The organism is Candidatus Dadabacteria bacterium (genome assembly GCA_009840385.1).
GTDB lineage: Bacteria > Desulfobacterota_D > UBA1144 > Nemesobacterales > Nemesobacteraceae > Nemesobacter > Nemesobacter australis.
Map to the genome: position 1 here is coordinate 14,382 of VXNX01000003.1, position 24,446 is coordinate 38,827.

Sequence of the window (24,446 nt, forward strand, 5' to 3'; positions counted from 1 at the left end):
CGTACACTAAGCATTATCGACTGATTCTCTATGCACATCGCCGATTTTTCAGTAAGGAATTCCTTTTTCGTCAATCTGTTGATGGGAGCCATAATATTTATAGGGCTTCTGCTTGCATTCTCTCTTCCTCTTGAACTGTTTCCCTCCGTAAAACTCGAAATGGTGACGGTAACCACATCTTTTCCGGGTTCTTCCGCCGAAGATGTTGAGAATCTCGTTAGCGTTCCAATTGAGCAGCAGATAAAGAACATCTCCGGCGTCAAGATCGTAAAATCCGTTTCTTCCGAAGGCTTCTCGCGGATTACTGCTGAGGTTTACCCGGGTGAAGACACCAGAAGGGTTGCCTGGGATATTGATTCCAGAATCAACCTGATAGCAGATGATCTTCCCGAGGACGCCGAGGAACCCGTAACAAAAGAAGAAGAGTCGAGTTATCCGCTGGTAGGCGTTTCGGTCTCAGGGGATATGCCAAGAGGTATTCTCTATAGCAGCGCCAGAAGACTGCGGGATGAAATTGCGCTTTTAGACGGTATTGACAGCGTGACTTCCGTCGGACTGCCTGATCCGGCGATATGGGTGTATCTGGATTATCCGAAGATGGTGCAGTTTGAAGTGGGGATTGAGGAAATTTCAGATGCCATCAACGCAAAAAATCTGGACATTCCCGGGGCGAATTTTACTCGGAACAGTGCTGATTTTCTGCTCAGAACCGAGGGAAAGATAAGATCTGTGGAAGATCTTCTCGACATTCCGGTTGCCAGGAGCATTGAGGGTAAACATGTTCTGCTTCGTGATGTGGCGACGGTTGCTCTCGGAGAACAGCGAGAGAACCTGAGATCAAGGATAAACGGTCGTCCCGCTATTACTTTCTGGGTGGAGAAACAGAAAAACATTGATATCCTCGATGCCGTCAACCGCGTAGAGCAGCTTACAGAAAAATACAAAAACAAGCTTCCAGAAGATATGGAGGTAACCCTAGCGTTTGACAGGTCACACTGGGTGGAAAGCCGCCTTCGGACCATGCTTAAGAGCGGGGGTCTGGGGTTTGTTCTGGTAATAATCCTTCTCACTCTTTTTCTTGATCGCAAGGCGGCCTTCATAGCTGCCCTGGGGATTCCTGTTTCCTTCCTGGGGGCCGCGATATTAATGAAGATGACCGGCACGACGCTGAATGTCCTTTCCATGTTCGGTCTTATAATGATGCTGGGAATGGTGGTGGATGACGCCATAATCGTCGTCGAGAACGTCCAGAGGTATATATCAAGGGGAATGGAACCCATGAGGGCAGCGGTAGTGGGAACAAGAGAGGTCGCATGGCCCGTGGTCGCTACGGTGCTGACCAATATCGCCGCGTTTACCCCTCTTCTTCTCGCCACAGGGCTTATAGGACAGTTCCTTTCCGTAATCCCCAAAGTGGCGATCTTCGCCCTTTCCTTCTCCCTTTTCGAAGCCCTGGTGATCATGCCGTCTCACTGCGCCGACTGGCTTCCGGCAAACGGCACAACGAGGTCTCCTCGCGGAAACGCGCCGCTTCTGCGCGTAAGAGGCCTTTATCTGCGGGGACTTCTGTTTGCGCTTAGAAACCGTTATGCGGTAATAGGATGTTTCACGGTTATCTTTGCCGTTTCGGTCTTTATATTTGTCCGGATTCCCAACGTGATGTTCTACCTTCATGATATAGAGGAGATAATGGTAAGGGTTGAGAATCCTCCCTCATCCAGCCTGGAGCATACAACCGCTTCCGTAGCCCAGGTGGAAGAGGCCGTGCGCGACAGCGTTCCCACTCATGTTCTTAAGAACACGTTGTCTATGGTTGGACTCGATATGTCGGACCCTGACAACATGTTTTCCATGGGAGACCACGTGGCCACGGTTCTGATTGAATACGAGGATTACTCTGCCAGAAAAGAAAACGCGCTTGAACTCTCTGAGATTGCGGAGAGCAGAGCAAGGGGAACGGTTACGGGAGCCAAGCAAGTTGATTTCCTCATGACGATTGGTCCTCCTACCGGGAAGCCTGTGGACGTCAAGATAAGCGGGGATGAAATACCGGTGCTGATGGAAATAGCTTCCCGGACCCGGGAGTTTCTGAGCAGTCAGCCGGGGGTGAGCGCCGCAACCAGTAATCTTGTTTACGGAAAGCCCGAGGCGAGAATTGAAATAGACGAGAGAAAAGCCGGGGTGTTCGGTATTGACAAGTGGAGTGTGGCGCGGGAAATCAAGGCTCTCGGAGACGGTCTCACGGTTGCGAAGACCAGAGTGGGGGAAGAAGAGGCCGAGATAAATCTGCGATACGGAAGGGGAGAGTCCGGCGTTTTCTCGGTAAAATCGCACCAGATTCCTACTCCTCTCGGAAGTCGGGTTCCTATCGGCACCATTGCGGAAATAACGGATTCCAAGACACCGCTTGAGATAAGAAGGGAGAAACTTCAAAGAACTGTAACCGTAACGGCCGAGGTAGATAGTAAAACGACCACTTCAAGGGAGGTAAACGCGAATCTTTCACGTCACCTCGGCAGTCTTTTAGAGAACTACCCGGGCTACTCGTTTCGGTTCGCGGGGGAGGAGGAGCAGTACACTCAGGCTATAAGCGACATAAAAAAGGCGTCTCTCATAGCCGTACTTCTCATTTATCTGATTCTCGCAAGTATACTGCGCTCCGGTTTTCAGCCCCTTATAATAATGAGCGTGCTGCCTTTTTGCGTTACGGGAGTGATCGTAGCGATTCTGCTGCGCGGAGAACCCATGACGCTTCCCGCCATAATAGGAATGGTCGCGCTTCTGGGCATAGTGGTGAACGACAGTCTGTTGCTGATGAATTTTATCAACCGAAGGGCGAAGAAGATGCCGAGCAAGGCTGTGGCAATAATATTTTCCGCGAGGTATCGCTTCCGGCCTATCGTTCTTACCACGCTTACGACCTTCTCGGGGCTTTTCTCACTGATGTTCGCCTACAAGGGCCAGGCGGGCATTCTCGCTCCGATGGCGGCTTCCCTAGGATTCGGGCTTGTTTTTTCGACCTTCATAATACTTTACCTTGTGCCCTGTCTTTACCTAGCTCTTGACGATATTGGCAAGCGGTTGCGGTATTTTACCCGCCCGAGAATATTGGGGCTGGGCGGAAGAGATTCCCTGCAAATTAATTGATGACTAATTACACGGTACAATTACAAAAACGGTATTTATTTTCAAATTGATTTCCCTATTGACTAACAGCAGGCAAGTGTATAGTTTTTGCCAAGTTCAAAGTCAAGTTTCGGAGGTTTTGTGATGTCCATCAGGGTCGGAATAAACGGGTTTGGAAGAATAGGAAGACACATACTCAGAATCGGTCTTGGCAGAGAAGGCCTTGAGTTTGTGGGGATAAACGATATTACGGACATCGAGACCTTGGCTCATCTTTTCAAGTACGATTCGGTGTTCGGCCGCTACCCGGGAGAGGTCGAGTGTGACGACGAGGGAATAACCGTTGACGGGAAATTCATAAGGGTGTTTTCCGAGAGGGACCCTGCGAATATTCCGTGGACCGAGACGGGAGCACAGATCGTGGCGGAAGCAAGCGGTATTTTCAGAACCCGCGAGGCCGCGGCGGCGCATATGGGCGAAACCGTGAAGAAAGTGATAATCACGGCGCCCGCGAGCGGCGAGGTGGATTTCACCACGGTAGTGGGCATAAACGATAATGACTACGAGCCCGAGAGCCACGACGTGATTTCAAACGCGTCCTGCACCACCAACTGCTTCGGGATGCTGGTCAAGGTTCTCCACGAAAATTTCTGGATCAGGCGTGGAGAGATGACCACGATACACTCCTACACGAACGACCAGAGAATACTTGACACCCCGCATAAAGATAAAAGGAGGGCAAGAGCTGCTGCCCTCTCCATAATCCCCACAAGCACGGGGGCCGCAAGCGCCATACAGCTTGTGTTTCCGGAACTCAAGGGGAAACTCTCCGCGGTCGCCGTAAGGGTACCCACGCCCAACGTGTCGCTTGTGGATTTCACCTGCGAAGTGGAAAAAGGAACTTCCGCAGATGAGGTGAATTCCAAGTTCAAGGAAGCGGCTGAAGGAACGCTTAGCGGTTACCTTGCTTACGTCGAGGACGAAATCGTTTCTTCCGATCTTGTGGGAGATACCCATTCCTGTTCCTTTGACTCAATGCTGACTTCAGTGGTGGAGGATAATCTGGTTAAGGTCGTTGCCTGGTACGACAACGAGTACGGATACACTTCCAGAGTGGTTGATCTCATAGAGCTTGTCGGGAGAGGACTTTGAAGAAAAAACTTCTTGTGACCGACCTTCCCTGCTCGCAGTACGAGGGGAAAAGAGTTTTCGTAAGGGTTGATTTCAACGTTCCCGTAAACGGCAGGAAAATAACCGAAGATTACAGGATAAGGCGCACTATCCCGACAATCGATTACCTTACGAGATGCGGAGCCAGGGTAGTACTTGCTTCCCACATGGGAAGACCCAAAGGGCGCAGAATAGAACATCTTTCAATGGCTCCGGTGGCGGAAAGGCTTAACGAATTCCTGGGGGTCAAAGTCCGTTTTCCAGGCGCGGTTGTTGGCAGAAAGGTTGAGAACGCCTCGAAAAAGCTCAAAGACGGCGAAGTGATGCTTCTTGAGAATCTCAGGTATCACGATGAAGAAACGGAAAACGACGCGGATTTCTCGCGGAAACTCGCCTCTTTGGCCGATATTTACGTGAACGAAGCTTTCGGCACCTCGCACAGAGTCCACGCCTCCACCTACGGAATGACCGCCCACTTCGAGAAAAAGCTCGCGGGCCTTATGGTGGGAAACGAAATGAAGTTTCTTAGTCGTTTAATAAAAAGACCAAAAAAACCCTACGTGGTCATCGTTGGTGGAATGAAGATAAAGGACAAGATAGGAGCCCTCAAGAACATAATCAAAAAAGCGGACAAGGTTCTTGTGGGCGGCGGGGTGGCTTATACTTTTCTTGCGGCGCGCGGGGTTAGCGTCGGGAAATGTTCCGTGGAGAAGGAGATGCTTTACTGGGCTCGGGAAGCCCTTGAAACCTATAAGGAAAAGATCCTTCTGCCTGTTGATCACGTGATGGCCGAGGCCGTCGGCGGCAGAAAAATGCGTGTAGTGGTTACGGGCGCGGAGATTCCCGACGACATGACGGCTTTTGACATAGGGCCGAAGACGGTGGAGAAATTCACCTCGCATATAAAGGGGGAAGGCACGGTTTTCTGGAACGGTCCCATGGGATTTTTCGAGGTGGACGATTTTTCAAACGGCACAAGTGCCATCGCCAGATCGTTTGCGCTTGCCACATGGAGAGGGGCCACCACGGTTCTCGGAGGGGGAGACAGCGTGGCGTCACTTAAAAAGTCCGGGGTCAAGTTCTCCGAAGCGACCCACGTTTCGACCGGGGGCGGTGCCTGTTTCGAGTTCCTCGGAGGGTCCGACCTCCCAGGAATATCGGTTCTCAGTGACAGCTAAGGCCCTATCAGGTATTTATTTCAGTAGAATCTGAAATTTTTCAGGGGAGAACTCATGGCCATAAAAGAACTTAAGGGGATCAATAAGATAGAGGCGTTGCTGGGAGAGGATTCGGAATACCTGCTCGGCCACAAGTGCACTACTATAAGCAAGAAAAACCTCTATCTTCCGGGACCAGGTTACGTAGACGAGGTATTCGTCCAGAACGACCGCTCGCCCGCAGTGATAAGAAACCTGCAGACCATCCTTAATCACGGATGTCTCGGAGGGACGGGATACGTATCCATCCTTCCGGTGGACCAGGGGATTGAGCACTCGGCTGGAGCGTCTTTTGCGGTTAATCCGCTTTATTTCGATCCTGAGAACATAGTGAAGCTTGCCATGGAGGGAGGTTGCAATGCCGTGGCCTCGACCGTGGGAGTGCTGGGTTCGGTTTCAAGAAAATACGCGCACAAAATTCCCTTCATAGCGAAAATCAACCACAATGAGCTGCTGAGCTATCCCAACACTTACGACCAGATTATTTTCGGAAACGTGGATCAGGCTTTTCAGTTGGGGGCCGTGGCGGTCGGAGCGACGATATATTTCGGTTCCGAGGAAAGCTCCCGCCAGATTCAGGAAATATCCGAAGTTTTCAGCCACGCTCATTCTCTGGGTCTCGCAACGATACTCTGGGCCTATCTGAGAAACCCGGTTTTTAAGCAGGACGAGGCGGATTACCACGTTTCGGCTGACCTCACGGGGCAGGCAAACCACCTTTCGGTGAGCGTGGGAGCCGATATAGTCAAGCAGAAGCTCCCGGAAAACAACGGCGGCTTCACGGCTCTTTCCTTTGGAAAGACCCACGAGCGCGTTTACTCAAAGCTGACTTCCGACCACCCCATAGACCTTACCCGCTATCAGCTCGCAAACTGCTACATGGGGAGAGTGGGGCTTATAAATTCGGGAGGTGCCTCAGGCTCAGACGATCTTGGGGATGCGGTGAGAACCGCCATTATAAACAAAAGGGCCGGGGGAATGGGACTTATAAGCGGAAGAAAGTCTTTCCAGAAACCCATGCGCGAAGGCATCGCGCTTCTGAAAAGCATTCAGAACGTCTACTTGGAGCGGGAGATCACGATTGCCTGAGTGTCGGGCGCTTACTTGAAGTGGCTTATCACTTCTCCTGCGAGCGTGTCAAAGGAGTACTCAAGATCGGGGCTGAAATCCCTGATTATGAAGTGGGTAACCCCGGCTTCTATATATTCTTCGAACCTTTTTATCGCGTCACCGGCCGTTCCGTAAATCACGAAATCAGACAGTATCTCCCGTGTATAGTACGTCTCTCCCATCTGCCTGAATCTGGTCAGCATGTCCTGGTCGTTGGGCATTATGCTTGTGTAGGAGAGCCCTTTGTACTTGGGATCTATTTCGAGATCGTACCCGGCTTCCTCTATGACGTCGGGCCAGATTATCGCGTGTTTTATTCTGTCAAGAGTTTCGTAGGCAGTGTCCTTGTCCTTGGCGATGGATACGAAAATGTATATGCACTTCTCAAAGTTCTCCGAGGCGGTTGGATTCTCGCTCATGGCTTTTTCCACTTCGCTGAGCTTGCTTGAGAAAACCCATGTGGGCATCGCGTTCGTTACCCAGCCGTTCCCCAGCGCGCCGGCGACCCCGAGGGCTTTCGGGCCGGTCGCCGCTATGTATACCGGAACTTCTTCTCCGTTAACGGGACTTATTCTTACTTCGGCTTCGCTAAGAGAGTAGAACTCTCCCTCAAAGGTCACCGTCTCGCCCGCCCAAAGCCGTCTCATGATGGGTACGGATTCCCGCAGGCGCGCAAGGGGCCTGTTCCAGTTTATGCCGTAGTAGTCAAGATTCATCTTTTCCCCGTACCCAAGACAGCTGAACGCCCTTCCTCCCGAGAGGTTATCTATGGTCGCGAGCCTGTGGGCGAACATGGCGGGATGGGACCTGTGGGGGTCCCCGATGGCTCCAAGTCGGATTCTGTCCGTTTTTACCGCCGCAGCCGTGATTATGGACCACACTTCCGGAGTCAGTTTTTTCGCCATAAACAGTATGTGGTCGGGAAACCATGCGGCATCGAAACCGGCCGCCTCGCAGCGGACGGCGAAATCCACGAGTTCGGTAACGGGTTTGCCCGGAAGGGGGGCGGTAAGCCCGAAGCTGATTCTCTCACTCATTCTTTACTCCTCCTCGGGTTCTTTGGTGTCTTTCAAGAAATTCAGGAACTTGCTTACCATGTTGTATGAACCGATATATATCGGGGTTCTCTGGTGAAGTTCCGTCGGCTGAATATCGAGGGTTCTCTCCGCTCCGCTCGATGCAGCCCCTCCGGCCTGCTCCACTATGAAAGCCATTGGATTGCACTCGTAGAGAAGCCTTAGTTTTCCGTTCGGAGAATCCGAGGTCTGCGGGTAGAGGAATATTCCCCCTTTGAGCAGGTTTCTGTGGATGTCGGCGACCATGGACCCGACATATCGAAGCGAAAGGCTTGAATTGTTTTCTCCATCCCTGCAGTGATCGAGATACTTTTTTACCTTGTCCGGGAATTTCGGATAGTTATAGTAGTTGACCGAGAATATGCTGCCGTGGCTCGGGATCTTTATATTCGGATGGGAAAGGCAGAACTCTCCTATCGACGGGTCTAGGGTAAATCCGTTTACTCCATGCCCGGTGGTGTATACCAGCATGGTCGAAGAACCGTATATTATGTACCCGGCGGCCGTCTGGGCCTTGCCCGGCTGAAGAAAGTCCTCCTTTAGGCACGGGGAGAACATTTTTGACGTTCTTCTGTATACGGAGAATATGGTTCCCACCGACACGTTCACGTCTATGTTGGAAGAGCCGTCAAGAGGGTCTATCGCTATGACGTATTTTGAGTTCTTCGAGTTCTCATCGGAGAAGGCTATGAAATCCTCGTTTTCCTCAGACGCTACTCCCGCGCATTCTCCGCCATGTTCAAGCGCGGTCAGAAATTTTTCGTTTGCGTAGGAATCAAGCTTTCTTACCTCTTCCCCCTGAATGTTTATCTGGCCTGTTTTGCCCAGTATGTCCGCGACCAAACCGGCTTTGTTTACTTCCCTGTGAACTATTTTTGCCGCGAACCCTATATCCCGAAGCAGCCTTGAAAGTTCCCCCGTGGAGTAGGGAAATTCATACTGATTTCTTATGATAAATTCGTCGAGAGTAGTTATTGAAACCATGTTGCGAGTTGTTCTAGAGAAAGGTCACGACAAAACGCTTTTCCATAAGAGTTTAACTGAATCGGCGGAGTTAATTAAGGGGAGATCGATTAATAATGATTGGAGAAAAAGCGTTTCAGCTCGAGAAGCGACGTGGACTTGCGGATAGGACAATTGTTAAGATCCCTTGGTTCATATTCGCTCACTCAAAGTCCGGTTCCTCTTTTCCTTCCCGCAGTTCCCGGAATTTTTCTAGGCTTTTGTCGAGGTTATCCGGTGCCTGTTCCCTGAGAATGTGGTATCCGGTTACGACTTTGGGCGCCAGAACGGAATTTTTAACGAAAGGAGAATCTTCCCCCACAAATTGTTTTACCCCCACTACCACGAGGTAGCAGAGCAGCAGACCGATGATAAATCCCATCGCTCCGCCGAGAAGGTGATCAATCCACCCCATATTGATTTTTTCCATCACGTCCGTCAGGAAACGCGAGAGATAATGTATGAGTATGTATGCGGAGCAGGCTGCGATCAGGAATCCCAGAATATTTGAGATTTCCGGCTCGGCGATAATGTTTTTCTCGAGCAGGAGATTCCCCAGCGACTCATGGAAAAAAAAGCCCAGCGCTATTCCCCCTATTATGGCTGCGAGGGAGAAAACCTGCCTTATAAGTCCTGATCTGAGTCCCGTTGCGAAACAGATCAGAATTATGCATAGGAGTAAGATATCGAAAAGGTTCAAATCAGTTTACCGTTACGGTTTTGCGGGCTATCTTACGAAAAATTTCATTTGAGAAAAGAAACTTACATTAGGTTCAAGGCGGTGTCCAATCTTTGACTTGTGGGGTTCGTTTATATAGTCTAAGCGTCCGATGGAGTTCTCGGACATAATTGAGATAATTCACCCAAGCCTCGCGGAGACGGAGAGGAAAATCGATGAATTCATAAAATCCGACGTTCCGCTGGTTTACGAGATAGCTAAGTACCTGCTTGGCGGAGGGGGAAAGAGAATCAGGCCTTCCCTTGTTCTGCTCTCAAGCGCGGCCTGCGGGCTTACTGAGGGAGAGAACAGGATTGCGGCCGCCGCGGGCATTGAACTTTTCCACGCCGGCACACTTTTTCACGACGACGTGGTAGACCAGGCGGAATTCAGAAGGGGAAACGCCTCTTCAAATATGGTCTGGGGGAACAAACCCACCGTGCTGGTGGGGGATTTTATGCTGGCGCGGGGCCTTGAGCTGATATACAGTTGCGGCAGTCTTGAACTTCTGAGGGTGGTTTCGAGGGCCTCGTCGCGTCTTGCCGAGGGCCACGTGCTCGAGATCATGAGCGAAAGAAAGATGATTGAAATTTCCGAGGATTTCTGCTTCTCCGTGATTGATCACAAAACGGCGGCGCTCATTGAGTGCTCTACAGAGACCGGAGCGCTTCTGGCAAACACCTCGAACGGAGCGATCAGGGCCCTTTCACATTACGGCCACAATATAGGAATAGCGTTTCAGCTTATAGACGATGCGCTTGATTACTGTTCGGAAGAAAACAAGTTCGGAAAAAAGACCGGCCAGGATCTTGCTGAACGCAAAATGACCCTTCCGCTTTACTACTCGATTGAAAACGCCCCGGAAGACGTAAAACGCAGAGTAATCGAAACGCTCGACAAGGAAGACGATCTCAATAGTTCCGAGATAGAGGAAATAATGGAGGTCGTAAGCCATTACCGCGGGGTTGATCTGACCAGGCAGCGCGCAAAGGAGTTTGTCGTCGATGCGAAAAGATCTCTGGACGGGATAGCGCAGAGCAATTATAAAGAGTCCCTGGACCACCTCGCCGATTACGTGGCTGAGAGAGATTTCTGATAGTAATGGTCAAGAGCAAGGCCCATGACATAAGCGTCCCCCCTGCCCCTGCCGTAGTAGTTCTTGCGCGTTCTTACGATTTCAAACCCGAGTTTTTCGTAAAGAGCGATTGCCGGGGTATTTGTCGTTCTTACCTCGAGAATAACTGAGAGGGCTCCCATTTTCTCGTAAAAATTAAACGTGTCGGAAAGCAGTTCCCTCGCTACTCCCTTTCTTCTGTGGCAAGGTGACACGGCGATCTTGAATACGTGGATTTCGTCGTAGATAAGAGTGGATATTGAGTAGCCCGCAACGTCTTCGTCGGTTCCGTTTATGGCGATATTGCAGAAAAATCCGGGTTTTTTGATGTAATCTGCGAGTATCTGTTTCGGCCACGGGGAAATGAAGGACTCGTTTTCGATTTTCACGATCTCGTTTATGTATTTCGGTGAGATGGATTTTATAATCATTTTTCTTCAGGCGAGGGGGGCAATCCGAGCTTTTCAAAGTAAAGGTCAAGTAGATTTGCGGCTCCCGTGTAAGGATCCGTTTTTCCTTCCATCACTTCCCTCTCCACTTCGCCGAGCGTTTTCTTGATCAGGGCGTTTTCGTAAAAGCTGTCCTCAAGATTCTGGGCGAGCGCCTCGTGAAGGCGGTATTTCGCCTGCTTTTTTCTTTTCTCCATAAAATATCCGCTCTCTCTGCAGAGCTTTTCATATTCCTCGACGCATTGCCAGATTTCTTTTATCCCGTAGCCCGTAACTGAGGAGCAGGCGTAAGATTTGGGAACCCACCCGGATTCGGGTGGCTTATGAAATCTGAGCGCTTCTTCCATTTCCTGTTTCATAAGCTCCGCCTTTTTCTTGTTCCGCCCGTCCGCTTTTGTTATCAATACGGCATCGGCGCGTTCAATTATTCCCTTTTTTATCCCCTGAATATCGTCTCCCGCTCCGGTAATCATCAGCAGCATGAAGAAATCGACCATGGAATGACATGTGATCTCTGACTGTCCGACTCCCACCGTTTCTATGATAATCGTGTCAAACCCCGCAGCCTCGCAGAGAATCACCGCGTCGCTTGTCTTTTTCGAAACTCCTCCGAGAGAACCGGCCGAAGGAGAAGGCCTTATGTAAACGTTTTCGTGCCGGGAGAGCTCCTGCATTCTGAGTTTGTCGCCGAGAACGCTTCCTCCCGTTTCGCTGCTCGTGGGATCAATTGCGAGCACCGCTATCTTCTTTCCGCACTCGCGAGCGAGGTAGAGGCCCAGGGATTCTATGAAGCTGCTTTTTCCGACTCCTGGTATGCCCGTGATCCCCACCCTTATGGATTTTCCGGATCGCGGCAGACACCAAGTGATTACTTCCTGCGCAAGCTTCTTGTGTTCGGGCAGGGTGCTTTCCGCTAGAGTTATCGCTCTGCTCAGAACTGGTATTTCTCCCTTGCTTATACCCTTGCGGTAGGCTTCAGCTTGCGTTTTTCTGCGCGGCTTCATGTTCGGGTTTCCACAAGTGGCAGGAGTATGGCTTCAGCCGCTACGGACAGCACGGTTCCCGGACCGAATACCTGAGAGACGCCGGCATCCCTGAGATAATCGTAATCGCGTTTTGGGATAACCCCTCCCGCCACTACCATTATATCATCCGCCCCCATCTGGCTGAGTTTTTCTATCAGCTCTGGGATGAGCGTTTTGTGACCGGCGGCCAGGCTTGATATTCCGATTATATGGACGTCGTTTTCGACCGCCTGCCTTGCGGCTTCTTCGGGGGTCTGAAAAAGTGGGCCTATGTCCACGTCGAAACCGAGATCGGCAAAACCCGTAGCTATTATCTTCGCCCCGCGGTCATGGCCGTCCTGCCCCATCTTGGCAACCAGTATTCTGGGTCTTCTTCCTTCCAGCGAGGCGAAGCGGTCGGCAAGCTCTCTCGCCTTGGCGAATCCGGCATCCTTCGAGATTTCCGAGGAATATACTCCCGAGATCGTGCGCCATCCGGGCTGGTATCTTCCCCATACCTCTTCACACGCGTCCGATATCTCTCCGAGCGTGGCATTCTCCCTCGCGGCTTCAACCGCCAGGGAAAGAAGGTTCCCTTCTCCCGTTCTGGCGCATTCAGTGATCTTCCTGAGCACGCGCTCCACCGCCTTAGAGTCTCTATTTTCCCTCAGCTTCTCCAGTCTTTTAATCTGATTCTGCCTCACCCTGCGGTTATCTACTTCCAGTATATCGAATTCTTCCTGTACGTCCGGGTTGTATCTGTTGACTCCTACTATAACGTCTTTTCCCGAATCTATCCTCGCCTGCTTCCGGGCCGCCGCTTCCTCGATCCTCATTTTCGGTATGCCGGTTTCTATGGCTTTGGACATTCCGCCGAGCTCTTCTATTTCCATTATGAGTTCCCAGGCCTTTCTCGCCAGTTCGTGGGTAAGGTACTCGACGTAGTAGGATCCCGCCCAGGGATCGATCAACCTGCATATATCGGTTTCTTTCTGAAGATAAAGCTGGGTGTTTCTCGCTATCCTGGCGGAAAAGTCGGTGGGAAGGGCGATGGCTTCGTCAAGGGCGTTTGTATGGAGCGACTGAGTGCCGCCGAGCACCGCACTCAGGGCTTCAACGCAGGTTCTCGTCACGTTGTTAAACGGATCCTGTTCCGTAAGACTCCATCCCGAGGTCTGGCAGTGGGTTCTGAGCATAAGCGATTGCGGACTCTTGGGGTTAAACTGATTGACGATCTTGGCCCAGAGCATCCTGGCGGCCCTCATTTTCGCGATTTCCATGAAATGGTCCATGCCTATTCCCCAGAAAAAGGAGATTCTGGGAGCGAAGTCGTCAATATCGAGTCCCGCATCAACTCCCGCTCTTAAGTATTCAAGTCCGTCCGCCAAGGTGTAGGCGAGCTCTATGTCTGACGTGGCGCCCGCTTCTTCCATGTGATAGCCGCTTACGCTTATTGAGTTGAACTTCGGCATGTTCTTTGACGTGTATTCGAAGATGTCCGAGACTATCTTCATCGAGAATTCGGGCGGATAAATATAGGTGTTCCTTACCATGAACTCCTTTAGTATGTCGTTTTGGATCGTGCCGTTCAGTTTTTCCGGTCCCACTCCCTGGCGCTCCGCTACGACGATGTAGAAAGCCATAATCGGCAGAACCGCGCCGTTCATGGTCATGGAAACCGAAATTTGATCAAGAGGTATTCGGTCAAGAAGAATTTCCATGTCGAGTATCGAGTCTATCGCCACGCCTGCCTTTCCGACGTCTCCCGAGACCCTGGGATGATCCGAGTCGTACCCCCGGTGGGTAGGAAGATCAAAGGCTATGGAAAGCCCTTTCTGTCCCGCGGCAAGGTTCCTCCTGTAAAACGCGTTTGATTCCTCCGCAGTGGAAAAGCCGGCGTACTGCCTGATAGTCCAAGGCCTTGAGATGTACATGGTCGGATAGGGACCGCGAAGGTAGGGAGGAACTCCCGAGACGAATCCCAGATGTTCCGTGTCGCTTAGGTCGTCGCGTACATAAAGCGTCTTTATGTCTATTTTCTCCGGTGATTCACGTATTATATCTCCGCTCTCCTGGGAGCTGTCACTCCGGCCTGAGCCCACGCAGAGTTCTATTTTCGAAAAATCAGGTCTCATTGTTCGATCTCACCCAACAGAAGTATCTGCTGATATTTTTCAAGCACCTCAAGAACATCCGAATCCGAGTTGATGAAGTCATCCGCTCCCGCATGTGCGAGCTTCTCGGTTACGTTTTGTGGGCCGCCTGGAACAACGGTTTTTATTCCCGCTTTTTTGTTCTTGAGTCTTTTTATCGCTTCCTCCGCGGACTGTTCGTAATCCTTGTCGGAACCGCAGAGCACCACCGCGAGAGGGCTCTCACGAAGAGCTGCCGTGACTCCCTTGCCAATTCCCGGACTTTCGGCCCCGTCAATTACCGTGAACCCGCCGCATCCGAAAAAGTTCATCGAAAAAACCGATCTTGCGATTGTCTGCGGAGAGCCGCTCAGATGAAGCAGGAAAACTTTCGGCGCCCCGCCCGTTCCTTCAGCGAGTTCTTCGCTTAAAAGCCTTATTCTCTCAAACCCTTGGGCTGCTCTTGATTCCGCGATGGGTTCTACCGTCCGGGCTGAGCCGTCTGTCTCTTTTTCCGCGGGCGCGGTTTTCCGGACATGCTCTATCATCCTCTCCAGAGGATTGGGAAACTCGTTTGTTCCGACAAGCGTTTTTTTCCTCCGGGAAATGTCGAGGAGGGTTTTTTCTCTGCTTTCTTTGACCGCGTTCTGTATGAACCCGCTCCTGAGGCATTCAAGATAGCCGCCTTCTCTCTCTATTTCCTGGAACAACTCGAGGGATTTCCGTGAGATGGACTGCGTCAGCTCCTCTATGTGATAGGAGCCGCCTCCGGGATCAGTGACCGCGTCGAGACGGGACTCATTCTTAATCAGAAGCTGAATGTTTCTCGCCACTCGCCTCGAGAATTCATCGGGTTCCCTGTGGCGGGCGTCAAAGGGTTCCACTGTTAGGGAATCCGCTCCCCCGATTACCGACGCCATGGCTTCAAGTGTGGCCCGCGGTATGTTTACGTGAGAGTCATAGATGGTTTTGTTAAAGGTCGTGGTGCGGCAGTGGATCCTCATTTTTGCGGACTCGGCGGATGCGGGGGTGAATTTTTCCGCGACGTTTGCCCAGAGCGCCCTTGCGGCGCGAAGCTTGGCGATTTCCGCGAAGTAGCTTGAACCGGTGGAGAAGGAAAAAACGAGGTGGCGGCAGGCGGAATCTGCGTCGACGCCCCTTTGGCGGAGCATGACCAGGTACTCGACCGCGGCGGCAATCGTGAAAGCAAGCTCCTGGGTTATCGTTGCCCCCGAGTCTTTATACGTTGAGCTTTTCACCGAAAACGCCGCATAACCGGGTACGGCATCGGAGAGATATTCGATGGTTTTCGCGATTTTCTCCACATGCTTCTCAAGCGGCGTCACGAGGTGCCCGCGTGCGAGCAGTTCGGAGAGAGGGTCAAAAAAAACCGCCCCGCTAAGCTCCTGGGTGTCGATTCCCTTTTTCCTGCATGCGGAGATGAAAAGCGCGCAGATTTTTTCCGGGTCTTCTCTCAGTGCGAAATTGATTCTGGTGCGCAGGGGATCTATGTCTTTTATAAGGGTCTCGATTGCCCCGCGTTTTATTTTCGTTTCCAGGATGAAGGTAAGCGAATCCGCTCCGCCTTTTATGGCGGCAAGCGCGTCGCGCACGGCGTCTTTTGGGTCGGCAAGTTTTACGTCTTCGCTCAGAAACCAGGTGTTATCTTTTCTTCTGGTTCCCCGGACAAACGGAAATTCTCCCGGAAGCTGATTCTCCCGGAAGGAAAAACCCTCGGTTTCCTCTTCGGTGTAGAAAGGCTCGACCGCTATGCCGTCTTCTGTGTGCCATATGAAATCTTCGTAGGATCCCAGCTTTGCGAACCTTTTCTCAACTTGTTTTTTCCAGCTTTCTTTCGATACGCTTGGAAAATCGCCGAAAAGAAGGGTTTGTTCACGTTTTTCTTTCGCTTTGCCCATAAGTTTCTCCGCGCCTCTTTCCCGCCACGCTGACGGCCGCGAGGTGTCGGGCAGATGCCTCCCCGATTTTTCCTCCGTAAATTGTACTCTCTAATTTGCTTATGCCAACATACTGAAACCGTTTGAATTTCGATTCACCCGCGCGTAGCCGCGGTGCCGGCCGGGTTCCTCTAATTGTTATTTGCTTTTTTCAGCTTTAATATTAAACAGGTGTCTGGAAAAGCGGTTGTAATGGTTTCAGGAGGCATAGACAGTTCCACTCTCTGCTACAAGGCGGTGCGGGAAGGTTACGATGTTTCGCCTCTTACGTTTATCTACGGGCAAAAGCATGAAAAGGAAGTCCTTTCCTCGGAGAATATATGCCGCCATCTGGGACTTCGACCCAATGTAGTTGATCTTTCTTCGGTAAGCGTTCTTTTCGGTGCCTCTGCGCTTACCGACCGTGAGGTCGAGATTCCGAGGGTCTCCGCATCCACAAGCAATTACGAAACTCTTTCCACCACAGTCGTTCCGAACCGAAACGCCATTTTTCTTTCTCTGGCGGTCGCCTATTCCCAGAGCATCGGCTGTGACGTTGTGTTCTACGGCGCGCATCATTCCGACAGGGGGGTGTATCCCGACTGCCGCGCGGAGTTTGTTTCGGCTTTCGAGGAAGCAGAAAGGCTTGCAACGGATAACGAGCGGCTTACCATAGTTGCCCCGTTTGTGGACATGGACAAATCAGGGATAGTTAAGCTCGGCTCGCGCCTTGGAGTTCCTTTTAAGGACACGTGGTCGTGTTATGTGGGCTCCCGGGTGCACTGCGGCACCTGCAGTTCCTGCAGGGAGAGAAAAAGAGCTTTTATCGAAGCGGAAGTGGGCGATCCGACCGAATACGAAGCGTAATTGTGATGAAGGTAAGCGAGATTTTCTTTTCAATACAGGGGGAGGGAGTTCATATCGGGCTGCCGACGGTTTTTCTCAGGCTTTTCGCCTGTGATCTCAGATGCAGCTGGTGCGATACAATGTACGCCGTGGAAGGAACCGATTTCCGGGAGATTGAAACCGCAGAGGTGCTGAGCAGGATCCTGGGGTACGGCTGCTCCCGTGTCTGCATAACCGGCGGGGAACCGCTTATACAGCGTGACGCCGTGGAGGAGGTGACGGAATTTCTGCTTGAAAGGGATTTTGTCGTAGTGCTTGAAACAAGCGGACACAAGAAGCCCCCCGGGATTTTCTCTCATCCGAATTCTGTTGTGAGCATGGACTGCAAATGTCCCGGTTCCGGCATGGACTCCAAGATGGATTTTTCACTTTACGACGCCTTGGGGGAAAAGGACCAGCTTAAGTTCGTAATAGCCGACGACGCGGACTACGAGTACGCGATGGGCGTTATAGCGAAGCGTCGTATCAGGGCTTCGATTATATTCCAGCCTGTCTACGGCACAAAAGCGGACTGGATAGCGGAGAGGGTTCTTCGCGACCGCATGGAAGACGTAAGGGTGCTTCCGCAGCTTCACAAAATATTCTGGGGAGAAAAAAGAGGCGTTTAGCCTTCTTGGATGGCTTTTTAACCTCGTCGCCTTTTTTTATTTTTTCAAGCTTTTTGTTGCTATTGTGTTAGAATTCAGGGTATAAAAGGTAGGTTGTGGGGATGGGTTAAGAGTCGAGGAGAGAGCCACGATGGAAGAGCATATAGAAGATTACAATTACGAGCCTTTTGCCGATACCGAAGAGTACAGAAAGGTAAACGGCGATATGACCAGGAGCTGGATCCAGATAATGGCTGACAGAGGGGTCGAGAGTCTAGACAGGTTCCTTGATATCGCTACGGGCGCGGGCACCATGGCGCAGCTTTTTTTCGATATGCTTCCCGCAAACTTCAAGGAATCCGCGGTCTTCTGCCTTGACCAGTCGTCCGGCGCTCTCAAGCTTGCCAAGCGCAGACTTGAAAAAGAGATTGACAAGCTGACCCTTATCAATTCGTCCATACAGGAACTTGATCTGCCCCCCAAGAGTCTTGACGTGGCGATATGGGGTAACGGCATCCACTACCTTGACGAAGAGGAGCAGCTGAAGAGCCTCAGGGCGATCAAAAAAGCGCTTAAACCTGGAGGCTGGTTCTTTTTCAATACTGCTTTCTACGAAGAGGCGAGACCCGCGGAGACCATACCTTTTTACAGAACCCAGGTGAAAAACGCCGTTCAGTTCTTAAAAAAGCAGGGAGTGAAGAGAGTAAAGATTGAAAGAAAAGCCGAGGCCGCGAAGTTTCACCCGCGTTCTTACTACGAGGAACTCGTAAGCCAGGTGGGATTTGATCTTGTCGATGCCCGGGAATTCGCCGCTGACCTTACGAAAGAAGCGTGGGAACATATAAGCTCCTTCCAGCAGTATGCTTCCGGCGCCCTTCACGGATATCCGGATGAGGCTGCTTCCGACGCGATGAAAAACGCGGTTGAGCCCGCCATTCTTCTGCACGGGGAAGTGAATGAGGACGGCGACCACTTCGTTACCAGGAACTGGCTTTCCATAAGCGCGCAGGCGTGATCTTACGCCGCGGGAACGCTATTCGCCCGGCACGCAGTTTTTCCTGAGAAAATCGAATGTGTAGAACCCGGTTTCGCACCAGTTCTTGCCTATAAACCTTATGGCGTAATTCCCCACGTACTCTATTCTCTCCGGTGTCATGTCGCTTTTTCCAAGGGGAATCCGTTTCTTAAACGGAAGTTTTCCGGTTCTGCTTTTCTTTCTGAGCCTCCTGCAGGTGGCGCATGGGCAGATCTCCCTGAGCTCGTCGTAGAACAGTATGCTTTCTTCCCCGTCATCCCAGACGATCTGGAGAGCTTTTTCTGTGAATTCGTTTATTTCCTTAGGTTTTACGCCCACGATACGATATTCTACCCGTCCGTTTGGCTGCAATCTAAGCACGGTTCCAATTCGCCGATATTGGCATGGTTTCAATTGGCGGCCATCGCAGGTGCATCGGTTTTGGGCAGGGACAGATTCGGCGTTTTTAGCGGTCTGAATTCGTCTGCTGTCGACGGGCCGCAGTCAATTTGCGGACAGTTGGCGCAAGCGGTTATAATCAAATCTTGAAATGAGCGAGCAGGAACAGGACGCGCTCTCCGCGACAGTCAAGTGGGCCCAGGAGGCTTCCCAGATAGTTTTTCTTACAGGAGTTGAGCTTTCCCTTGAGGTCGGGCTGCCGGATGTTTCGGATCTTAGCTTTAATCCCGACATAGGAAAATTCAAGAATCGCCCGGAGGTCAGAAGGGAATACTGGGAAAAAATAAAGGACTTTTATCCCAGAATCTCGGAGGCGCGGCCTTCCCCAGCCCACGAAGCGATTTACGAGATGGAGTTTCTCTGTAACGTCGACTGCGTTTTGACCCAGGCGGCCGACGGCCTGCACAGTAAAACCGGCAGCGAAAAGATAATAGAGATATACTCGACGATAAACTGGGTCCACTGCCACGAATGCGGAAACGATTACCGCACCGACGGGATTCTGCTTTCCCTTGAGGACAGCAAAACCGGTATCCCGAAATGCAAGGAATGTCAAAGCGACCAGATGAAGCCTCCGATGTCTTTTCCGGGTCAGCCGCTTCCTCACTGGGAGATAAGAGAATCGTGGATGAGGCTTCAGCACTGCGACCTTTTGATGATAGTCGGGGCGAATCTTGAAATCGAACCCGTGGCGTCCTTTCCCTTCCAGGTTATGAACAAGGGAAACAGGGTCGTTATCATCGGCGAGAGAAAAACCCCGGCTGATGACTATGTAAGCGCCGTCATATCCGGAAGCCCCAGCATGGTCATGCCGTACATAGTCGGTAAACTCAAAGAAATGCACACGGTTTCGTGAGCCCGGAGGGTCGTGTGAGGGGAACCGGAGAGCAGGCTTGTCTGTCGAAATAAAAATGGATGACAAAAGCGTTGCCCAGGAGATGGAACGTTACGTTTCGAATCTCGACAGCGACATCTATACCATAAGCAATATTCCTGAAGAGGTCGTCGCCGTCATCTTCGCCTATGTGAGCAGAAGCCCCAAAAGTTTCAGGGAAAACATAGATACCGTGATACGGGAGCAGGAAATGGGGAGGGACAGGGCGGAGAAGTTCCATGAGAAGTGGGTTCTTAACTACGGCCATGCCTCTGTTGCGGAGCACGCTACCGTGCACATAGGCGTTGAAAGGGTTTCAAGGCTTTTTTCCTCCCTGCTTGAGTGCGCGAACGAATTTCTTTCGTTCACGGAATATTCGCAGAGATACCAGAGACCGCGCAAAGGCGACAATTACATTCCCGAAGAACTTGACTCGCATCCGGCCCTTAAAAAGGAGTTCGAGGATCTCTGCGATTTTCAATATGAAGTTTATTCAAGGCTTAACGATGAGCTTTTCGATTTTCTGAAAAGAAAATTCCCCGTTCCCGAAGGCAAGGAGGAAAGACCTCACTTCAGAGCGCTTGAGAAAATAGCGTTTGAAGATGCAAGGTACGCACTTAATCTCTCCACCCTTACGAATCTCGGCATGACGGCAAACGCGAGAGCCATAGAACAGACCCTCTCTGCGCTTCTCTCAAGCCGCTACCTCGAGGCGAGGCGGAGGGCCGAGGAGATAAAAAGCGAGGTCAGGTTCTCCGTTCCGACGCTCGTGAAATACGCCAACGAAAACCCTTACATAGTGAAAACTCGCGATGCGCTTGCGGAGTTCTCGCGCGGCCTTGGCGACGCGGAAAAAAACAGACCCCAAAACGGGTCATCGGTCACCCTTTTCGACTATACGGGGAAGGGAGGGGAAAATCCCCAGGCCGAGGCTTTGAGGGAGATCGCAAGAGGGCTTCTTTTCGAGTTCTCGGGACTTTCAGGCAGCGAGATAGAAAGGCATCTTTCTGAAAACACCTCCGAGCTCGAGAAAATTTTCTCAATCGCGGTCGAGGCTCTCGGGAAACACGATAATCCGGCCGGGATATTCAAATCGGTCAATTACAACGCGGAGTTTGTCCTGAGCGAGGCTGCGTGGCATCAGCTGCTCAGGCACAGGAAAGTCAACTGGACCATAAAGGAGCCTTCTGTCGATGAGGGCGTTACGATTCCCCCGCACGTTACGGAATCAGGAACCGAGGAACTTCTGCTCGGGGCCGTAGCGCGAAGCGAGAATTTCTACGAAAAGCTCATCGACGCCGGTTTTGACGATATCGCAAGCTATGTTGTCACAAACGCCCATAACAGGAGGGTTTCGGGCAGTTTCGATCTCTGGGAGCTCTACCACCTGACGAACCTGCGAATGTCCGAGGGGGCACAATGGGATATAAGGAATGTAGTTGAGCAGCTTGCCCGGAGCATTGAGGAAGTTCATCCGGTCTTCGTCCAATCCGCTCTGCAGAGAGTCGAGTGAGGGAAAAAATCCGATGTCGATGAGTCCTGTAACAAGATGCGAGGAATGCGGTTACGAGACCACCGCGAAAACGGATATCTGCCTTTCCTGCGGGGAGAAGATTAGAGGAAAGATGAAAGGCGGCGTCAGGGGACTTCTTAGAAGCGTAATACTTATAGCGATCGCGGCTTACATCCTTTTGTCCGCTTTTAAGGTTTTCGGATTTTCGCCGGGGGCGGGGTATTATGGCTGATCCCGATCATGTCTCGAAACTAAAAGATGGTGCGGCCGCATGGAACCGGTGGCGGGAGGAAGAGCCGGATGTTCTGCCGGATCTCGGCTGGGCGAATATTAACGGGCTTGATCTTGACGGCGCGGTATTTGCCGGGGCGGTTCTCAAGCTTGCTTTCTGCAAGGGGTGCAGTCTGGTGGGTGCGGATTTCTCAGGGGCGAGCATGCGTGGAGTAAACTTCGAGGGATGCGATCTTCGCGGTGCTGTATTCAGGGGTGCCAACCTTGAGGGAGCCCACATGCTCGGGGCCGATCTCACGGGCGCCGATTTCGCGGGCGCAAACCTCAAGCTTGCGAATTTTGACGGGGCGATTCTGAGGGATGCAGACCTTACGGGTGCGAAAAAACTGCGGGCTCCGCAGCTCTTCGCTCTCAAGGACCTTCAGAATCTCAAGGTTTCAGACGCAATCCTTGAGAAGGTAAAAGACAAGTCCCCGCATCTGTTTGAGTGAGCTTTTCAGACAGGAAGGTTTTTTTGAAACTTTTTCGCATCCTTTGATACCCAAGTGGTCTCGGCGCCTTGCCAACGCCCATCCGACCGATTAATTTACGTTTAACAATGGACAGGAAAATCTATAGCGTATCGGAACTCAATTCCTCGATAAAAGAGGCGATTGAGCTTGAGTTCGGAGGGGAGACGATATGGGTTGCCGGAGAGATTTCCGGTTTCAAGGGGCATTACGCAAGCGGCCACTGGTACTTTTCCCTTAAGGATGAGCAGAGCCAGATCTCCGCTGCCTGCTTCAGAAGAGACAACCAGCAGATAAAGTTCACGCCGGAGAACGGGATGGATGTCATATGCGCCGCGCGGGTTGGGGTTTACGAGAAAAGCGGCGTTTACCAGCTTTACGTAAGCGCCATGGAGCCCAGAGGTATCGGTGCCGACGCGCTGGCGCTTGAGAAACTGAAGCAGAAGCTTTCAGAAGAAGGGCTTTTCGACATCTCGAAAAAACGCCCCCTCCCGTTTCTCTCCCGTAAAATAGGAGTGGTTACCTCCCCCTCGGGAGCCGCCGTAAGAGACGTAATAAAGGTCGTATACAGAAGGTCTCCCAACGTTGAGGTGATTATTTCCCCCGCAAGCGTTCAGGGAGACGGTGCACCGGCTGAGATAGTCAGGGCCCTTGAGAGGCTCTACGCCATGGAGGGTCTGGACCTTGTGATCGTAACCAGGGGAGGGGGGTCAAAAGAAGATCTAAAGGCTTTTAACGACGAGGGAGTCGCCAGAAAAATTGCCGCTTCTCCTTTCCCGGTGATCTCTGCGGTGGGTCACGAAGTGGATGTGACCATAGCCGATCTCGTATCCGACGTGAGGGCGGCTACGCCTTCGATGGCAGCCGAGCTTGCCGTAAGGGAGAAAAGAGAGATTCTCGAAGATCTTGTGCAGTTTCGCCGCCGCCTCGATCGCTCCCTCACAAACCGCGTCGATATGTTCTCCATGCAGCTTGACGGATACGCAAACAGCTTCAGACATCACATGACCTCGCGAATTGAGAACCTCGAGCGCCGCATCGAGAACTATTCCGGAAAACTGGATTCCCTCAATCCTTTCGGTGTTCTGCGGAGGGGATACGCCATTGTTTCAAGAGAGAAAAACGGCGAGATAGTAGAGGATTCCCGAACGCTTGAGCAGGAGGAAAAACTCATCTTAAGGCTAAGCAGAGGCAGGGCGTTTTGCAGTGTTGAGGGGACAGAGGACGAACCGCAGGCCTGATTTTCAGGGAACGACGGAAAGACTCTTGAGTTCGACGACGGATATGTTCTGTGCGTACAGGCGGTCCTGTGTTCTCTCGGGCGGGGATAAGTCCGTAAGTATCAGCCTTATTCTTCCGCCGAGATCGCTTCTTAGATTTTTCGCCGAACCGTTTTCGTCGCAAAGCCTGTTAACGACATTTTCAATCTCGGTGCCCGAAAGAAAAAGCATTACAGGCATTATCTCCGGGGCATCCGCGAAAAAATCCTCCGGGGCATCCGCGATGGCTCCCCTGGCTGCGGTCTGCAGGTTGAGGAGGTTGGCGAATTTCGAAAAAGAACCGCCGCGGGGAAGGTAGGAAAACGTCTGATCCTCAATGGAGACCGTTCCCAGATCCTGTTCTGATAGACGCAGGAGGTCGAGTATGTCCCCATGGGAAAAGACCCTGCTCTCATCGGGGGCGCCTCCTGCATTGAATATTACGGCCTCTGAGTCTTCCTTTACCGAACTTCCAAGCGCGCTTATCTCGTCCTTGAGCTTTTTCCTGGCGAGAAAGCCGAATTTCACGACATTTGCGTAGCTGACTATTTCTTCCTCCACTGGAACCCTCTGGTTTACGCTGAGAAAGGCTTTTTCCACTTTTTCTCCGAGCATGGGGTCCCCGACCAGCTCCCGCGCGTCATCTATGCTTGCGGAGAGAAAAAAGCAGTCTCCAGCCGAGACCTCGAGGATATCCCTTGCTTCCTTGATGCTCCTTGCAGGCAGGGATATCCCCCCGAGCGTGAATACGGCAAGTTCGAAAAAAAGGCACGCCAGGGTGTTAGGCGAGAGAACAATAACCCTGCTTCCGGTGGAGAACCCCGAATTCAGAAGAAAACAGGCTATGCTTTCAACCTCGGTCACAAGATCGGGCCAGGTGATCTGTTTCCAGCTCCACCCGTCTTTTTTCTGAAACAGCAGCCTTGAGCCGTTTTCCTTCGTTCTTTGCGCAAGGAAATTGTGAAAATTCCTTTCTTCCATCTTTCTTCTTCGGACCGCCTTTGCGGATTGTGATTCGGGTAAAATTAAAAACTATAA

General features: G+C 51.6%; 22 protein-coding genes. 13 read left to right on the plus strand and 9 right to left on the minus strand.

The annotated features are described in order from the left end of the window. Positions 1-30 precede the first annotated feature (30 nt). From F4X55_00905 to F4X55_00920, 4 genes are all read left to right on the plus strand, one after another. Entirely contained in the window at positions 31-3,147 is a 3,117-nt protein-coding gene (locus F4X55_00905; protein MYC39569.1) for an efflux RND transporter permease subunit, read from the plus strand. 123 nt (positions 3,148-3,270) lie between these two features. Then, positions 3,271-4,278 (plus strand): type I glyceraldehyde-3-phosphate dehydrogenase, encoded by a 1,008-nt coding sequence (gene gap / locus F4X55_00910; GenBank protein MYC39570.1) that lies wholly within the window; start codon positions 3,271-3,273, stop codon positions 4,276-4,278. 14 nt (positions 4,279-4,292) lie between these two features. Further along, on the plus strand, positions 4,293-5,474 hold the full coding sequence (locus F4X55_00915; protein ID MYC39571.1) for a phosphoglycerate kinase: 1,182 nt from the start codon (positions 4,293-4,295) through the stop codon (positions 5,472-5,474). A 54-nt stretch (positions 5,475-5,528) separates the two neighbouring features. Next, entirely contained in the window at positions 5,529-6,602 is a 1,074-nt protein-coding gene (locus F4X55_00920; protein MYC39572.1) for a class I fructose-bisphosphate aldolase, read from the plus strand. Positions 6,603-6,613: 11 nt separating this feature from the next. On the opposite strand, the gene F4X55_00925 is transcribed toward F4X55_00920, so the two are convergent. The 3 genes from F4X55_00925 to F4X55_00935 form a co-directional block, all read right to left on the minus strand. Beyond that, on the minus strand, positions 6,614-7,660 hold the full coding sequence (locus F4X55_00925; GenBank protein MYC39573.1) for an LLM class flavin-dependent oxidoreductase: 1,047 nt from the start codon (positions 7,658-7,660) through the stop codon (positions 6,614-6,616). A gap of 3 nt (positions 7,661-7,663) precedes the next feature. After that, positions 7,664-8,683 (minus strand): class 1 fructose-bisphosphatase, encoded by a 1,020-nt coding sequence (locus tag F4X55_00930; protein MYC39574.1) that lies wholly within the window; start codon positions 8,681-8,683, stop codon positions 7,664-7,666. 181 nt (positions 8,684-8,864) lie between these two features. Next, positions 8,865-9,401: a CvpA family protein gene (locus tag F4X55_00935; protein ID MYC39575.1), complete on the minus strand. Its 537-nt coding sequence runs from the start codon at positions 9,399-9,401 to the stop codon at positions 8,865-8,867. A gap of 130 nt (positions 9,402-9,531) precedes the next feature. Between F4X55_00935 and F4X55_00940 the strand changes: the two genes are divergently transcribed. Then, positions 9,532-10,515, plus strand: coding sequence for a polyprenyl synthetase family protein (locus tag F4X55_00940; GenBank protein ID MYC39576.1), 984 nt, complete (start codon positions 9,532-9,534; stop codon positions 10,513-10,515). On the opposite strand, the gene rimI is transcribed toward F4X55_00940, so the two are convergent. From rimI to F4X55_00960, 4 genes are read right to left on the minus strand one after another with little or no spacing between them, the layout of a single operon-like run. After that, positions 10,491-10,964, minus strand: a complete 474-nt coding sequence (rimI, locus tag F4X55_00945; GenBank protein ID MYC39577.1) for a ribosomal-protein-alanine N-acetyltransferase — start codon at positions 10,962-10,964, stop codon at positions 10,491-10,493. The two genes, F4X55_00940 and rimI, sit on opposite strands and share 25 nt — an antisense overlap. Further along, the gene (gene meaB / locus F4X55_00950; GenBank protein MYC39578.1) at positions 10,961-11,986 is read right to left on the minus strand and encodes a methylmalonyl Co-A mutase-associated GTPase MeaB; all 1,026 of its coding nucleotides are present in this window, start codon (positions 11,984-11,986) and stop codon (positions 10,961-10,963) included. The genes rimI and meaB overlap by 4 nt, the downstream gene beginning before the upstream one ends. Continuing rightward, complete coding sequence (scpA, locus tag F4X55_00955; GenBank protein ID MYC39579.1) at positions 11,983-14,121, minus strand: methylmalonyl-CoA mutase; 2,139 nt, start codon at positions 14,119-14,121, stop codon at positions 11,983-11,985. The genes meaB and scpA overlap by 4 nt, the downstream gene beginning before the upstream one ends. Beyond that, on the minus strand, positions 14,118-16,037 hold the full coding sequence (locus tag F4X55_00960) for a hypothetical protein (protein MYC39580.1): 1,920 nt from the start codon (positions 16,035-16,037) through the stop codon (positions 14,118-14,120). The genes scpA and F4X55_00960 overlap by 4 nt, the downstream gene beginning before the upstream one ends. A 231-nt stretch (positions 16,038-16,268) precedes the next feature. Here F4X55_00960 and queC point away from each other — a divergent pair, with 231 nt between their 5' ends. The 3 genes from queC (at position 16,269) to F4X55_00975 (ending at position 18,563) form a co-directional block, all read left to right on the plus strand. Then, positions 16,269-16,922, plus strand: a complete 654-nt coding sequence (gene queC, locus F4X55_00965) for a 7-cyano-7-deazaguanine synthase QueC (GenBank protein ID MYC39581.1) — start codon at positions 16,269-16,271, stop codon at positions 16,920-16,922. 5 nt (positions 16,923-16,927) lie between these two features. Beyond that, positions 16,928-17,569, plus strand: coding sequence for a radical SAM protein (locus F4X55_00970; protein ID MYC39582.1), 642 nt, complete (start codon positions 16,928-16,930; stop codon positions 17,567-17,569). A gap of 130 nt (positions 17,570-17,699) precedes the next feature. Continuing rightward, complete coding sequence (locus F4X55_00975; GenBank protein MYC39583.1) at positions 17,700-18,563, plus strand: methyltransferase domain-containing protein; 864 nt, start codon at positions 17,700-17,702, stop codon at positions 18,561-18,563. A gap of 18 nt (positions 18,564-18,581) precedes the next feature. Here the strand turns inward: F4X55_00975 and F4X55_00980 are convergent, their stop codons facing one another. Then, positions 18,582-19,067 carry a DUF971 domain-containing protein gene (locus tag F4X55_00980; GenBank protein ID MYC39584.1) on the minus strand — a complete coding sequence of 162 codons (486 nt, stop codon included), beginning with the start codon at positions 19,065-19,067 and terminating at the stop codon, positions 18,582-18,584. A 46-nt stretch (positions 19,068-19,113) separates the two neighbouring features. Between F4X55_00980 and F4X55_00985 the strand changes: the two genes are divergently transcribed. The 5 genes from F4X55_00985 to xseA all read left to right on the plus strand — a co-directional run bounded on the left by F4X55_00985 (position 19,114) and on the right by xseA (position 23,390). Next, entirely contained in the window at positions 19,114-19,878 is a 765-nt protein-coding gene (locus tag F4X55_00985; GenBank protein ID MYC39585.1) for a hypothetical protein, read from the plus strand. A 37-nt stretch (positions 19,879-19,915) separates the two neighbouring features. Further along, the gene (locus F4X55_00990; GenBank protein MYC39586.1) at positions 19,916-21,409 is read left to right on the plus strand and encodes an FAD-dependent thymidylate synthase; all 1,494 of its coding nucleotides are present in this window, start codon (positions 19,916-19,918) and stop codon (positions 21,407-21,409) included. A gap of 19 nt (positions 21,410-21,428) precedes the next feature. Continuing rightward, positions 21,429-21,641, plus strand: coding sequence for a hypothetical protein (locus F4X55_00995; protein ID MYC39587.1), 213 nt, complete (start codon positions 21,429-21,431; stop codon positions 21,639-21,641). Continuing rightward, the gene (locus F4X55_01000) at positions 21,634-22,131 is read left to right on the plus strand and encodes a pentapeptide repeat-containing protein (protein ID MYC39588.1); all 498 of its coding nucleotides are present in this window, start codon (positions 21,634-21,636) and stop codon (positions 22,129-22,131) included. The genes F4X55_00995 and F4X55_01000 overlap by 8 nt, the downstream gene beginning before the upstream one ends. Before the next feature lie 107 nt (positions 22,132-22,238). Then, positions 22,239-23,390, plus strand: a complete 1,152-nt coding sequence (xseA, locus tag F4X55_01005) for an exodeoxyribonuclease VII large subunit (protein MYC39589.1) — start codon at positions 22,239-22,241, stop codon at positions 23,388-23,390. 3 nt (positions 23,391-23,393) lie between these two features. On the opposite strand, the gene F4X55_01010 is transcribed toward xseA, so the two are convergent. Beyond that, positions 23,394-24,389, minus strand: coding sequence for a long-chain fatty acid--CoA ligase (locus tag F4X55_01010; protein MYC39590.1), 996 nt, complete (start codon positions 24,387-24,389; stop codon positions 23,394-23,396). Positions 24,390-24,446 lie beyond the last annotated feature (57 nt).